The 13888-nt window shown below is 61.4% G+C and carries 10 protein-coding genes; 8 read left to right on the top strand and 2 right to left on the bottom strand.

Features of this window, described 5'->3' with window-relative positions:
* Positions 1-347 precede the first annotated feature (347 nt).
* The 7 genes from LDL37_RS15970 to LDL37_RS15940 all read left to right on the top strand — a co-directional run bounded on the left by LDL37_RS15970 (position 348) and on the right by LDL37_RS15940 (position 6769).
* A complete protein-coding gene (locus LDL37_RS15970; RefSeq protein ID WP_290799845.1) occupies positions 348-1034 on the top strand; it encodes a hydrolase in 687 nt (228 codons plus the stop codon).
* A gap of 118 nt (positions 1035-1152) precedes the next feature.
* Positions 1153-3099 carry an amidohydrolase gene (locus LDL37_RS15965; protein WP_290799842.1) on the top strand — a complete coding sequence of 649 codons (1947 nt, stop codon included), beginning with the start codon at positions 1153-1155 and terminating at the stop codon, positions 3097-3099.
* A gap of 11 nt (positions 3100-3110) precedes the next feature.
* The gene (locus LDL37_RS15960; protein ID WP_290799838.1) at positions 3111-3347 is read left to right on the top strand and encodes a DUF1427 family protein; all 237 of its coding nucleotides are present in this window, start codon (positions 3111-3113) and stop codon (positions 3345-3347) included.
* Positions 3347-3499, top strand: a complete 153-nt coding sequence (locus LDL37_RS15955; RefSeq protein WP_290799835.1) for a DUF1427 family protein — start codon at positions 3347-3349, stop codon at positions 3497-3499. The genes LDL37_RS15960 and LDL37_RS15955 overlap by 1 nt, the downstream gene beginning before the upstream one ends.
* Complete coding sequence (locus LDL37_RS15950) at positions 3499-4722, top strand: alginate export family protein (RefSeq protein WP_290799833.1); 1224 nt, start codon at positions 3499-3501, stop codon at positions 4720-4722. The genes LDL37_RS15955 and LDL37_RS15950 overlap by 1 nt, the downstream gene beginning before the upstream one ends.
* A gap of 29 nt (positions 4723-4751) precedes the next feature.
* Positions 4752-5180, top strand: a complete 429-nt coding sequence (locus tag LDL37_RS15945; protein ID WP_290799831.1) for a DoxX family protein — start codon at positions 4752-4754, stop codon at positions 5178-5180.
* Positions 5177-6769, top strand: coding sequence for an MFS transporter (locus LDL37_RS15940; RefSeq protein WP_290799830.1), 1593 nt, complete (start codon positions 5177-5179; stop codon positions 6767-6769). The genes LDL37_RS15945 and LDL37_RS15940 overlap by 4 nt, the downstream gene beginning before the upstream one ends.
* 250 nt (positions 6770-7019) lie before the next feature.
* Here LDL37_RS15940 and LDL37_RS15935 read toward each other — a convergent pair whose 3' ends face one another.
* Positions 7020-8963, bottom strand: coding sequence for an isoaspartyl peptidase/L-asparaginase (locus tag LDL37_RS15935; RefSeq protein WP_290799828.1), 1944 nt, complete (start codon positions 8961-8963; stop codon positions 7020-7022).
* Between the two features lie 203 nt (positions 8964-9166).
* On the opposite strand from LDL37_RS15935, the gene LDL37_RS15930 reads away from it, so the two are divergent.
* Complete coding sequence (locus tag LDL37_RS15930) at positions 9167-11935, top strand: TonB-dependent receptor (RefSeq protein WP_290799827.1); 2769 nt, start codon at positions 9167-9169, stop codon at positions 11933-11935.
* Between the two features lie 35 nt (positions 11936-11970).
* On the opposite strand, the gene LDL37_RS15925 is transcribed toward LDL37_RS15930, so the two are convergent.
* A complete protein-coding gene (locus LDL37_RS15925; protein WP_290799825.1) occupies positions 11971-13764 on the bottom strand; it encodes an amidohydrolase in 1794 nt (597 codons plus the stop codon).
* Positions 13765-13888 lie beyond the last annotated feature (124 nt).

Raw genomic sequence — 13888 nt, 5'->3', positions numbered from 1 at the left:
TCCATGGCCGGCGTGCCCGACGTCATCATCGAGCGCGCCCTCACCCACTTCGAACGCATCCACCCGGACTACGCCGAGGGTGTCCGGGCGGCATTGAACATACCTTCCCTTTTAGAGTTGCAAATTTCGCAACCCTAAATGACCCGCTCGGCCTCTACTCGCAACGCCGTGGAAGAGGTACATCGGGTTCATCAGTACCGCGTACCACCGTCTGCGTTCGCTTCGCAGCGCTCTCTCACTCTCTCACAGTCACGTTCTGCACCGGCAAGGTGCGCACCAGAGGACCGAAAGCCTCTGAACGGCGAAGCCTTGCCTGATACGGACGGCCCCACCCAAGAGGATACATCATGACCTTCCGCGCCAAATCCCTCATCAATGCCGACGACACCGCGTTCATCTTCATTGATCATCAGCCGCAAATGTCGTTCGGCGTCACCAATATCGACCGCCAGCTCCTGAAGAACAACACCATCGCCCTCGCTAAGACCGCCAAGCTGTTCGGGGCTCCGGTCATCCTGACATCGGTCGAAACCGAAAGCTTCTCAGGCTATATCTGGCCGGAACTGCTGGATGTCATTCAGCAGGACCCCATTGAACGCTCGTCGATGAACTCGTGGGATTCCGAAGCGCTGGTAGCCGCGGTCAAGGCGACCGGCAAAAAGAAGCTGGTCATCGCTGCCCTGTGGACCGAAGCCTGCCTGCTCTTTCCGGTCCTGTCGGCGCTCGAAGAAGGCTACGAGGTTTTCATCGTCACCGACGCGTCCGGCGGCACGTCTCAGGAATCGCACGATGCGGCCGTGCGCCGTATGGAACAGGCCGGCGCCCATTCCATGACCGCCGTGACGGTGCTGCTGGAACTGCAACGCGACTGGGCCAACCGCGGCACCTATAACGGCGTCATGGAGATCGTGCGTGAGCATTTCGGCGCTTACGGCATGGGCGTCGATTACGCCTATACCCACGTCCACAAGGCTCCGCAGCGCGGTGCCTTCCCGCACAAGGTCATCAAGACCGAAACCCTTGAGCACGCCTGACGTCCGCCCCGACGTCCGACGGAGCTGTCCCACCCCGCCGCTCCTGTCGCGTGTGCTCTGGCCGCCTGTCCCCTCCCCGCCCGGACAGGCGGCCCTCCTTCCCCGTCGAGGTCCGCTGATGACGCTCTCCCTGATCAACCGCCGACGCGCTCTGACGGCTTCGGCTGCCCTTCTCGCCACCTCCGCCTTCGCCAAGGACGATGCCATGACTCCCGACCTGATCCTCTACAACGGCAAACTGACGACGCTGGATCGCGCCAACCCCACCGCCACCGCTGTGGCCATTACCAATGGCGTGTTCAGTGCGGTGTCTTCTGACAGCGAGATCATGAAGCTGAAAGGGGCCAAAACGCAGGTGATCGACCTGAAAGGCAAGCGCGTTCTGCCCGGCCTGAACGACAGCCATACCCACCTGATCCGTGGCGGCCTCAACTATCTGATGGAACTGCGCTGGGACGGCGTGAAGTCGGTGGCCGATGCGCTCGATATGCTGAAGGCTCAGGTGGCGGTGACGCCCGCCCCGCAATGGGTGCGCGTGGTCGGCGGCTTCAGCGAATATCAGTTCGCCGAAAAGCGTTTGCCTACGCTGGAAGAGATCAACGCCATTGCACCCAATACCCCCGTCTTCATCCTGCACCTCTATGACCGGGCGCTCCTCAATCAGGCGGCCTTGCGTGCCGTGGGCTACGACAAAAACACCCCCAACCCGCCGGGCGGCGAGATCCAGCGCGACAGCGCCGGCAACCCGACGGGCCTTCTGATCGCGCGGCCGAATGCCCTGATCCTCTATGCGACACTGGCTAAGGGGCCGAAGCTGTCCCCCGCCGATCAGGTCATATCCACCCGCCACTATATGAAAGAACTGAACCGGTTGGGTATCACCTCGGTGATCGATGCGGGCGGCGGCTTTCAGAACTATCCCGAAGACTACGACACCATCGGCACCCTGGCCGCCAAGGATCAGTTGACGGTGCGCATCGCCTATAACCTGTTCACCCAGAACAAGGGCAAGGAGCTTGAGGACTTCCGGACCTGGACGAAGCTGGTGAAGCCCGGTCAGGGTGACGCCATGTATCGCCACAATGGCGCAGGCGAAATGCTGGTCTTTTCCGCCGCCGATTTTGAAGATTTCAAGGAACCGCGTCCGGACCTGTCGGCGGCGCTGGAAGACGAGCTTTATGCCGTAACGAAGCATCTGGTCGAAAACCGCTGGCCGTTCCGCATCCACGGCACCTACGATGAATCGATCTCCCGCTTCCTCGATGTGTTTGAGCGCGTCAACGCCGAGATACCGTTCGGTGACCTGCACTGGATCATCGACCACGCCGAAACGATTTCGCCGCGCAATATCGACCGCATCAAGGCCCTGGGCGGCGGCATCGCCGTGCAGCATCGCATGGCCTATCAGGGCGAAGCCTTTGTCGCCCGCTATGGCGCAAGAGCCGCTGAACAGACGCCGCCGGTCAAGCGTATGATCGACGCTGACCTGCCCGTCGGAATGGGCACGGACGCCACACGCGTGGCCAGCTATAATCCGTGGGTCGGTCTTTACTGGCTGATTTCGGGAAAGACGCTGGGCGGCCTTTCTCTCTACACCGCGCAGAACCGTCTGGACCGCGAAGAGGCGGTGCGCCTTTACACCGAAGGCTCGGCTTGGTTTTCCACCGAAAACGGTCGCAAGGGCGCTCTCAAGATCGGGCAATATGCCGACCTCATCGTCCTGCCGCAGGATCTGATGTCCATGCCGGAAAGCGACATCAAAGACCTCTATTCCAGCCTGACTGTTGTGGGCGGCAAGGTCGTCCACGCTCAGGATGAGTTCAAGCCGCTGGCCCCACCCCCCCTGCCGATCAGTCCAGACTGGTCGCCGGTACGCACCTTCGGGGGCTATCAGCACAAAAAGGCCGATGTGGCTTCGCTCGACCGCATTTCGCGCGTCGCCTGCGCCTGCGACAGCGACTGCACGGTTCACGGCCACGCCCACGGTCAGGCCTATGCGTCAAACGTGCCGGCCCACAATCTGCGCGACTTCTGGGGCGTACTCGGCTGCGCCTGCTTCGCCTGAGGAATGAGGACATGAAAACGCAAACGCTCAAAATCGCTATCGGGCTTCTGCTCGGTTTCGCCATTGGTCTCGGCTGCAATCTGGCGGGCATCCCCAGCCCCGCCCCGCCGGTGCTCACCGGTGCGCTTCTGGTCCTGTCCATGACCATCGGCTGGATACTGACTGATCGCTGGTTCGCCCAACGCCCGAAGGTCAATGAAGCCAATTGCGCCGGTCCCACCGGTGAACCCAATAAGGATCAGATGTGATGACACAGCTCATACTCGGCATAGCTCTCGGGCTCGGCATCGGTTTTATCTGCCGCTATTTCGATCTGCCCCTGCCCGCGCCGCCCCGACTGGTGGGGGCCCTGCTCGTCGTGGCCATGACGCTGGGCTTTATGGCCGGCGGGTCGTTCTGATGTTCGCCGCCCTTCTCGCGGCTGTATCGCTGGCCGGGGAACCGGCCAGCCCCCCGCCGCTCCTGAAGCTCACGCTGGAAACGAGGCTGAGGTATGAAAACCTGTCTGAGGATACGGCTGCGGGGATGTCTCGACCGACTTCGGATGACTATGTCCTGCGGCGCGCTCTGGTGGGCCTCGACTGGGCTATCGACGAAAACCTTCGCGTTTTGGGCCAGCTTGGATTCCACGACGTTGTGGGCCAGAAAGGCCCCCTGACCGCCACAGAAGAGAGCGGCACCGATATCCAGCAGGCCTTTGTGGAATATCGCCATCGGACCCTAAGCCTGCGTACCGGACGACAGGAAATGCCGCTCGGTGCGCAACGCCTGATCTCCCGTCGTGATGGTCCCAATATCCGTCAAAGCTTTGATGCGGTGCGTGTCACTATCGGCGGGCTGAGCGGGTTTGTCGGTCATCCGGTGCGGATTGGCCATAAGGCCTTCGATGATGCGACGAACCGGGATCAAACCTTTTACGGTCTGTATGCAGCCTTCAAGGTGCCCCCCCTCACAGGGATGCAGGCTGATCTCTACGCGCTGCGGCTGGAACGCAAGGCGGTCCGCTTTGGCGCCGTGACGGCCGATGAAGACCGGACCAGCCTCGGTGCGCGCCTCTCTGGAGCGCACGAGGCCTTCGACTATGATGTCGAGGCGGTCATTCAGGGCGGCACCTTCGGCTCCCAAACCATAGAGGCTCATTATGTATCGGCAAATCTGGGCTACACCCTGACGGGTGACAGGGCCCCGCGGATTGCGCTGAAATTCGATCAGGCCAGTGGAGATGACGGAAAGGGCCGTTTAAAGACCTTCAATCCGCTTTTCCCGCGCGGGTCCTACTTCGATGAGGCGGGTCGGATCGGTCCGGCCAATCTGGTGCGGCTGGGCAGTACCCTGACACTGAAGCCGCATCGAACCGTGACGCTGACGATAGGCGCAGACGGTCTCTGGCGCGACCGCGTCTCGGACGCCCTTTACCGACAGCCGAACCTGCCCGTACCCGCAACGGCGGGAATAGGCGGACAATATACCGGCGCACAGGCCTTCGTCGGGGCCACATGGCAGGTCACGCCGGCACTGAGCCTGACTACCCATCTGTCGCACCTCAATATCAGCTCGCGTCTGAACGGCATCGGTATTGCCGACAGCCGTTACATCGGTGTCTGGCTGGGCTGGCACCGTTAGGGCATACCGGGACTTAAGGAACCTGATCCATGACGCTTGATACCAAGACGGCCCTCTGGCTGGTGCAAAAACCGGTTTTACTGTGGCTGCCGCGCCTGATGCTGGCCGCGATGTTCGTCGAAAGCGGGGTGGATAAACTCCTGCATTGGGCGGCCTATGTCAACGAAGCCGCCGCCCACGGCATTCCGCTGGCTCCCTTGTCGCTTGCGCTGGCGATCAGTGTGGAAATTCTGGGCAGTGCGGCACTGCTCGCCGGTGTTTGCCTGACCCCGGCCCTGCTCGCCCTTGCCGTTTACACGCTTATCGTCAACTTTTTCTACTTCGACTTCTGGGCGATGGTGGAACCCGCCTCCCTGATGGCGCGCAAGGCATTTCTGAAAAACATCGCCGTCGCCGGAGGCTTGCTGAGTGGGTTGGCCCTGACGCTTCGCACGCGCATCGGGGAGGCAAAGTCATGAGCCCTTCATCATCCACCGAGCGCCCGTCGGGGGCCTTTGCGCCTTTGGCACAACCCGTTTTTGCCGTGCTTTGGGTCGCAACGGTACTCGGCAACACCGGCTCCTTTATGCGCGATGTCGCCTCGGCATGGCTGATGACCGATCTTTCGGGATCGCCCGCCGCCGTTGCCATGGTTCAGGCCGCCGCCACCCTGCCCATATTTCTGCTGGCCATCCCGGCAGGCGTGCTGACCGATATTGTGGATCGGCGTAGGCTGCTGATTTTTATCCAGCTTCTCTTGGCAAGCGTCAGCCTGACCCTGATGATCCTGACCTCGACCGGACAGATGTCCGTCACGACGCTGATTGCCGCCACCTTTGTCGGCGGGATCGGCGCCGCCCTGATGGGACCAACCTGGCAGGCCATTGTACCGGAGCTGGTGGCCAGGACGGATATAAAAAGCGCCATTGCGCTCAACTCTCTGGGCATCAATATTTCCCGTGCCATCGGCCCGGCGCTGGGCGGGATTTTGCTGGCGGCCTTCGGCGCGGGACTTACCTACGGTGTGGACGTAGCGACCTATGGTTTTGTTATAGCGGCCCTATTGTGGTGGAAGCGTCCGGCGATGAGCCGCACCCACTTGTCTGAGTCTTTCGGCGGGGCGTTCCGCGCCGGCCTGCGCTACGTGAAATCGAGCCGTCCCCTGCACCGGGTGCTCATCCGGGCCTTTGTCTTTTACCTGTTTGCCAGTGCGCTGTGGGCGCTTCTGCCTCTGGTGGCCCGCACGCAGCTTATGGGTAACGCCGGTTTCTATGGCCTTCTGCTTGGCGCGGTGGGGGTTGGAGCGATCGGCGGGGCTATCGCCCTGCCGCGCATGCGGCCCCTTCTGAACCCCGACGGTCTGGTGCTGGCCGCCGCTCTGATCTCAGCCGTCGCCATGGCCGTCCTCAGCGTAACCGCGATTAAGGCGCTGGCGCTTGGGCTTGGACTGCTGACGGGTGGCGCGTGGATCACCGCCCTGACCACTCTCAACAGCGTGGCGCAGGGTGTGCTTCCCAACTGGGTGCGTGGACGCGCTCTGGCGGTTTATCTGACGGTTTTCAATGGGGCCATGACCATAGGGAGCCTTGGCTGGGGCGTGCTGGCGACGCATGTCGGCCTTCGCTCTGCGCTGCTGGTGGCCGCCACGGGGCTCATCCTGACCGCCCTTGTCTTTCATCGCTTTAAACTGCCATTGGCTGAGGCCGATCTTACTCCTTCGGTTCACTGGCCCGAACCGGCCGGTCCGGATTACGCCGACGCTCACCGGGGGCCCGTGATGATCTTGATCGAGTATCAAATAACCGAGGCCGACCGGTCATCGTTTCTGGCCGCCATCCATCGTCTTAGCGATGAACGCCTCCGCGACGGTGCTATGGCCTGGGGCATCACCGAAGACAGCCACGACCCGCAGACTATAGTGGAATGGTTTTTAGTGGAGTCGTGGGCTGAGCATCTGAGACAGCATCAACGGGTATCCAGGGCCGATGCCGACCTTCAGGCCGAAGTCCATCGCTTTCATAAGGGCACAGACGCTCCCAAAGTGAGACACCTGATAAACCTGACGTAGGGCACGACTGTCGCTTAGCCGTGCGGAGGAGACATTGGACTGTGCTGGGGATCGCTGGCCACAAAATTGCCCTTGCGTCGTTTTCGAAAAGTACGACGCACTCGAAAGATCTTAGAGCGCAATCCGATAAAGCGCCATAAAAGTGTCTTGGCACTTTATCGGAAAAATTGCGTGACCAAGCAAAAAACTTAGAGCTATTCGGCGGCTCAACTTAGCCAACGAAGGCTCTGGGAGGTTAGGCGCAAATGGTCTACTTCAACGCTTCACCCGCAAAGATGCCGGTGAGTGGCGTCGGTGCGTCCGAAGACACGGCCCCGCGGTACATGCCGAGATCATTGATCGCAAACACCGCCCTGCCATCCTTATCCATGGCAATCAGACCGCCATCGCCGCCCAGAGCCCCCACCGACATAATTGTGTTGTAGGCGGCCTGATCAATCGTTTCCTTATTCCAGCGCACGCGGTCACAGACCTGCCGCGCGGCGCTGTCACGAATGAAATATTCACCCGTTCCAGTCGCCGACACAGCGCAGTCCCCGTCGCGGGCATAGGTGCCCGCCCCGATGACCGGGGCATCACCGATGCGGCCCCACTGTTTCCCCATCAGCCCGCCCGTCGAGGTGGCTGCCGCCAGATGGCCGTCAGAGTCAAGCGCGACGACGCCGATGGTGCCATAGAGGTGCGACCGGTCGATGCCCGCCAGGTTCTTCGCCTTCCAGGCCTCAAACGCCTTCTGGCGCTCAGGCGTCAGGAAGTAGGACGGATCGACCTGCTCAAGCCCCTGCGCCAGCGAGAAGGCGTCCGCCCCTTCCCCGGCGAGAAACACATGGCGCGTTTTATCCATCACCCGACGCGCCAGCCGGATAGGGTTTTTGGTGCGCGTGACACCCGCAACCGCCCCCGCCTTCATCGTGCCGCCGTCCATGATGGCGGCATCGAGATAGGCCTTGCCATCGGCGGCAATGACCGCGCCCCGGCCAGCGTTGAACAAGGGATCGTCTTCCAGCACGCGCGCCGTGGCTTCGACGGCCTCAAGCGCGCTTCCGCCGCCCGACAGCACCTTCTGCCCGACCTCAAGCGCCTGCGTCAGAGAGGCCCGATAGCGCGCCTCCTTCTCCGGCGGCATGTTGGCGCGCTCAATGACCCCTGCCCCGCCATGCAGGGCCAGCGACCAGTGCAAGCGCTGTGTCACCACACCGTCTTTGACGTCATAGGTGCGGGTGAAGGCCGGTTTACCGACCGCCAGCGTCCGGATGTTAAAGGTCGAGGATTTGCCGATACCTATGACAGAAACCCCTTGCAGGTTCAGCGGCTTGCCAGGCTCAAGGTCTGTGGCCTCCCCCCCCATAACCAGCCACGCCTTGCCATCCTTGTTGGTGTGGACGCGCGCCGTGCCGTCGGCTTCGACAGTCAGCGCGGCTTCTTCGTCTATGCCAAGCCCCACCAGCGGCTGGGCGTAGCGCACGGTGGGCGAGGCCCTGAGTTGATTAGTCTTGACCACAAAGGCAAACAGGCGCCCCAGACGGTCGCGCTCGGCAAAATGGCTGTCGGTGACAATCCGGGTCAGAAGCTCGAAATGCAGGAAATCACCGACCATGGTGACCGCTGGCCCCAGCGGGTCTTTCAGCGCTTCCGGCGAGGTGACGCTGCCGCCATCCATGGCCCCGTAGGCCCAGCTTCCCTGCACCGCCAGCCCCGCACTGGTGCCGCCCAAAGGCTTTCCGGCCGCAACATGGGCATCAATCAGTTGATTCAGCGGCGTCCCTTTCCAGTAACGCACGTAGCGCGCCTGATCCCCACCGGCGAGAAAGATGCCGTCGGCCTTGCGAACCGCCTCCAGAAGTTTTGGGTCAGAGGCCGCCTTCCGATCGGTGAACAAAAAGGTGCGAACGCTCGTGACACCCTTAACGCCGTTATAGAATTCGTCCTGCGATTCCGTCGTCCCTGAGGCGCGCAGCACCACGATATGGCCATTGCCGGCGCGAGTGACGAACCAGCGAAACGCCTCATAGGCCCAGTCCCCGCCGCCGGACATCAAAAGCCCGCCCTTCACCTCACCGGGGGTCGGGCGGCTTTCATCCCCAATAACAAAGGTCTTGTAGCCCGGCCCACCTGTCCAGCTTTTGGGTTTGGCCTGCGCGGGCACGGCCATGGCCAGAACACACAGGGTAAGGCTCACGATCAGACGGCGCATTTCAGTCTCCTGTGCGGTATGCAGGTGCAACAAATTTACGTCACCTTGACGGAGATTTTATGACGCGACAACAAAATGATTGCGTGAAAAAGCAAAATACGGCCCGCTTAAGACATGAAATTTCCAAGATATCTCCGGTTTGAAACAAAATCTGCCGGACGCTGGAAATAGCACCGTCGCACCAATGGACTGGAGATTGCCTGATGCCGCAGAACCGCCTCGCCACCTATTGCAAGTTGAGCCTGATGATGGGGTGTAGCCTGTATGGACTTGCGGCCACGGCAGCGCTGGCGCAAACGCCCCCCACCACCAGTGCACCGGTCTCGGCCGAAGAACCGCAGGTGGTGACGGTTGTGGGCTCACGCATCCCACGGGTGCGCAAGGAAGGCCCGGCTCCCGTGACCGTCATCACCTCCGACCAGATCCGTGCCGGCGGCTTCGCCAATGTGCCGGACGTGCTGAAGACCCTCACCCAGAACAGCGGTGAAACACAGAGCATGCAGTCGGGCAACGCGGCCGACTATTCTCCGGGGGCCCAGCAGGTGAACCTGCGCGGCCTTGGTCCCAACCATACTCTGGTCATGGTTAATGGCCGCCGCGTCGCCGACTATCCGATGCCCTACAACGGCGATTCAAACTTCACCGATATTTCGAACATCCCGCTGGGCATGGTCGATGCCATCGAAGTGCTGAGCGGATCGGCCTCGGCCATCTACGGTTCGGACGCTCTGGCCGGTGTGGTCAACTTCAAGCTCAAGCAGCACGCTGACGGCACGACCTTCGACTACCGCTACGGCTGGACCGAACAAGGCGGCGGTGCCTCGCATCGCTTCAATGCGTCATCCGGCTTTGACCTCGGCAAGTTCCACGGGGTCTTCGGCGGCGAAGTGATGATCCAGGACCCGGTCTATGGCTATCAGCGCAAGCGTCAGGACTCGACCGCCGACGCCCCTGATCCCGCCTATCAGATGGGGGTGACCAACTGGCTGCGCGTGGATTACGACGTCTATGCCATCAACCCGTCGGCCGCCGACTGCGCGCGCACGGCGTCCACCAATGGCGGCACCACAACGGTGCAGAGCGATCCCTATTATGACGGCACCTATTGCGGTTCGCAGACGGCTCAGGGCTATCGCACCGTCGTCTCAGACCGCAAAAGCGCCAACTTCGTCGGGTCCTTCACCTATGACCTGAACGACAACACGCACCTCTTCCTCGACGCGCAGGTGGGATTCAGCAAGCTGAAGCTGCTCAAGCGTCCGTTGTCGTGGGGGTATCAGGACGCCGACGGTAATGATGTGGGCGACTTCTACAACGCCCACGCTTCCCGCGAAGACACCGATAACTGGTACCGTATCTTCACGCCGGAAGAGATGGGCGGGCTGGACCGCGCCATGCGCACGGTGGACTCGAAAACGATCACCCTCACGCCGGGCATCCGGGGCACCTTTGCTGAAAAATGGACGTATGAGGCGGCCATCAGCGCCAGCGCCTATAACGCCAAAGTGACCTTCCCCATGATCAATGTGGCCAAGGCCAATGCGCTGTTCCTTGGGCCGCAACTGGGCATGGATACGGATGACGCCTATCTGGGGGAAGATGACGGCTACGGCCTGCCGGTGTTCAACGCCAATCCGACACGCTTCTACACGCCCCTGACCCCGGCGGAGTTCGAGTCGATCCGCGAAGAAAGCGTCTATAAGCCGCGCTCATCGGTTGTTCAGGCCTCGCTGCAACTGGGCACACAGGAACTGTTCCAGATGCCGGCGGGCCCGGTCGGTTTCAGTGCCATTGTCGAAACGGGCCGTCAGAACTTCAATCAGGGCACCGACCCGAAGGCGACGCAGCCCTACTATTTCAGCTGGGTGGACTTTACCTCCAAAGGGCATCGCACGCACGCGGCCGCGGCCGTCGAATTCTCCGTGCCGCTGCTCTCCACCTTGCAATCCAATCTGGCCGCGCGTTACGACACGTTTGACTATGCCGGCAATAGTGTCGCCGAGACGACCTATAATATTGGCCTGGAATACCGCCCGGTGGACACCCTGCTGTTCCGGGCCGCCTGGGGTACGGGCTTCCGCGCCCCTGACCTCAACTACGTCTATCGCGGCACCGGCTTTGAAGAAGGGCGCGCCACCGACTATTATCAGTGTATTCAGGATGGCGACTACCCGTCGGACTGCGGTCGCGGGCAGCGTATTCGCGTCCGTACCGGCGGCAATCTGAAGCTTGAGCCGGAAACCTCGGAATCGTTCAACACCGGTTTCGTCTGGGCCCCCAGCCGCGCATTCGATATCAGCGTAGATTATTTCAAGATCGACATGAAGGGTCAGGTTGAGGATCTGCTGGTCAACAATCTGACGCGGACCGAAGGCGAATGCCGCGCCGGCCTGCAAAACATTAATACCCCGACCTGTCAGGACGCGATTGCCCGCGTTACGCGCGATAGCGACGGCGATATCACGCAGGTCTTCGTCAGCCCGATCAACGTGTCGGTGGAAAGCACGTCCGGTGTGGACCTGTCGGCCCATGCCCGACTGCAAACCCCCATCGGCAAGTTGAGCCTGACCGGCAACTATACGCACACCATCGACCACGACTATACGCGCTATGTGGGCGACCCGGCGATCAACAAACTGGCCAACGATTCCAGCTACTATATTCCGCGCGACAAGGCATCGATCACCGCCAATCTGGAGAAGGGCGCGTGGAGCTTCAATCTCTCCGGCAACCATCTGAGCCGTCTGCCAAACTATGATGAGAACGCCTGGGTCGGCTCCTACACCACCTATAACGGCTCGGCGCAGTATAAGGTCAATGACAAGGTGCGCGTCTCTCTGGCTATCACCAACCTGTTCGACAAAAAGCCGCCCTCTGACACGACATGGGTCAGCTACCCCTACTACAACACCAGCTGGTACGACGGGATCGGCCGATCGGGCTTCCTGCAGGTGACCTATAAGCTGGATTAAAAACGAAAGGCCGGGAGCGATCCCGGCCTTTCTGTTTACAAATCTCCTGCCTGATAAACCACCTGACCACCGACGAGGGTCAGCAGGACCTTTGTGCCGCTGATCTCTTCGGGTGGGATGGCGAACAGATCACGGTCAATAACGATCAGGTCGGCCATCTTGCCGACTTCGATTGAGCCCACCTCGCGTTCCTGATGCAGGCTATAGGCGGCGTTGATGGTCATGGCGCGTATGGCCTGTGTCAGTGACAGGCCCGGATCCACCCCCAGACGTCCGGGATATTTCTGCGCCTCCGCCCCAACGGCGCGCCGCGTCACCGCAATTTGCAGCGCCAGCCATTCGTTGAGCGTATCCACCGGCCAGTCGCTGCCGAACACGAGGCGCGCCCCGTAAATCTCCAGCAACCCCGAAGGTTCAAAGAGCGCGTGGCGCGCAGGTCCCAGATAGTCGCGGACGCTGTCCACCGTATCCGGCCCCGGTTTGCCCCACTGAAACGACAGCACCGGCAAGGCATTCAGTTCACCAAAACGGCTGTAGTCAGCCAGATCGACCAGTTCAGCGTGGGCAATCGCCGGGCGGACGGGGCTTTGCGGACGCGCCGCGCGCAAGGCGGCCACGGCATCCAGCGCCTGACGCACCGCGCCGTCACCGTCGGCGTGCATATGCGCATCCAGTCCGGCATCGGCGAGACGGATCAGCGTATCCTGCAACTGGGCGTCGCTGAAATAGGGCTGAGGGCCCCGGCTCTTGCCTGGCCGCCAGTGCGGTGTGGTCGCCGTGCCGACAGTCTCAAAATGGGGCTCAAAATAAGGTGCCAGCATAACCCCGGTCAGTGACGGCGCGGCCACCACCCCATCCAGAAACAGCTTGGCGGTATGAACGCGCAAGCCCGGCTCGGTGCCTTTGGCAACCCGCTCATAGGTCTGCTTCTGACGAACCACCTCCGCCACGGCCTTACCGGCGTCGAAATCCGTGCCCGAATCGATCAGCACCCCGAAATGCCCGCGCGCCGTCAATTCTCCCTCCTGCATCACTTCGCCATAGGCCGTGAGGGTCTCGATATCGGTATAGGCGTCAAGGAAGCTCGTAATCCCCTGCGCACGCATCATCTTGAGAGCGATACGGGTCGCCTTGAGATGGGTCGCCGCGTCCGGCGGCGGGACGTGCTGGCTGATCAGGGCCTGCGCTGCGTCTTCAAAGCGACCGGTGGGTGCGCCATTCGCATCCCGCCGGATAAGGCCATCCTTGGGGTCAGGCGTGTCGCGGGTGATGCCCGCTATGTCAAGGCCACGCCGGTTGGTCAGGTTGGAGTGACCAAAGGACGAGCGGACCATGATCGGTCGCGTGGTCTTAAGCCCGTCGAGATCGGCGTGGCTCAAGACCGTGCCTTCGGGCTGCATGGCCTGTTCGTACCAGTTGATGACCGTCAGCCAGTCATCAGGGCCAGCCCCCGGCTCGGCGTCGAGACAGGCCTGAATCTTTGCCTGAAACTGGGGAACCGTCAGCGGCTCATAACGCAGATTGCAGCTCAGTTCGCGCAATCCCCCCGATTGCGGGTGCATGTGACCATCGATCAGGCCGGGCAGGACCATGCGACCTTTGAGATCAAATGTGCGAGTCTTGCGTCCGATCAGAGCCTTGGCCCCCACATCATCGCCGACATAGACGATCCGCCCATCACGCAAGGCGACGGCTTGCACAACCGTGTCGGAGGCATCGACCGTATGGATGCGCCCGTTCACAAAGGCCATATCCGCCGGTCTGGGCTTGGCCAACGCGGCTGAGGCACAACAGACCAACACGACCACAGCGGCGTAAAGCGTTTTCATGAGGGTATCTCCTGACCAGCCATACATATATGTCTAGGCCGTAAACTCATAAATTGGGTTTTCAAGCTGGCTTATGCGTGATTCAAGGCTTCCACTGATTTGGAGGCCTTTTTCATGACCCGTC

Origin of the sequence: Asticcacaulis sp. (assembly GCF_020217185.1) — a bacterium.
Classification (GTDB): Bacteria; Pseudomonadota; Alphaproteobacteria; order Caulobacterales; family Caulobacteraceae; genus Asticcacaulis.
The sequence above is the reverse complement of the archived record's forward strand: the minus strand, read 5'-3'. Positions and strand labels throughout refer to the sequence as shown.

Bases quoted from the DNA above. Each gene is read 5' to 3' on its own strand.
- LDL37_RS15970 (WP_290799845.1), top strand. From the start codon at position 348: ATGACCTTCCGCGCCAAATCCCTCATCAATGCCGACGACACCGCGTTC.
- LDL37_RS15965 (WP_290799842.1), top strand. From the start codon at position 1,153: ATGACGCTCTCCCTGATCAACCGCCGACGCGCTCTGACGGCTTCGGCT.
- LDL37_RS15960 (WP_290799838.1), top strand. From the start codon at position 3,111: ATGAAAACGCAAACGCTCAAAATCGCTATCGGGCTTCTGCTCGGTTTC.
- LDL37_RS15955 (WP_290799835.1), top strand. From the start codon at position 3,347: ATGACACAGCTCATACTCGGCATAGCTCTCGGGCTCGGCATCGGTTTT.
- LDL37_RS15950 (WP_290799833.1), top strand. From the start codon at position 3,499: ATGTTCGCCGCCCTTCTCGCGGCTGTATCGCTGGCCGGGGAACCGGCC.
- LDL37_RS15945 (WP_290799831.1), top strand. From the start codon at position 4,752: ATGACGCTTGATACCAAGACGGCCCTCTGGCTGGTGCAAAAACCGGTT.
- LDL37_RS15940 (WP_290799830.1), top strand. From the start codon at position 5,177: ATGAGCCCTTCATCATCCACCGAGCGCCCGTCGGGGGCCTTTGCGCCT.
- LDL37_RS15935 (WP_290799828.1), bottom strand. From the start codon at position 8,963: ATGCGCCGTCTGATCGTGAGCCTTACCCTGTGTGTTCTGGCCATGGCC.
- LDL37_RS15930 (WP_290799827.1), top strand. From the start codon at position 9,167: ATGCCGCAGAACCGCCTCGCCACCTATTGCAAGTTGAGCCTGATGATG.
- LDL37_RS15925 (WP_290799825.1), bottom strand. From the start codon at position 13,764: ATGAAAACGCTTTACGCCGCTGTGGTCGTGTTGGTCTGTTGTGCCTCA.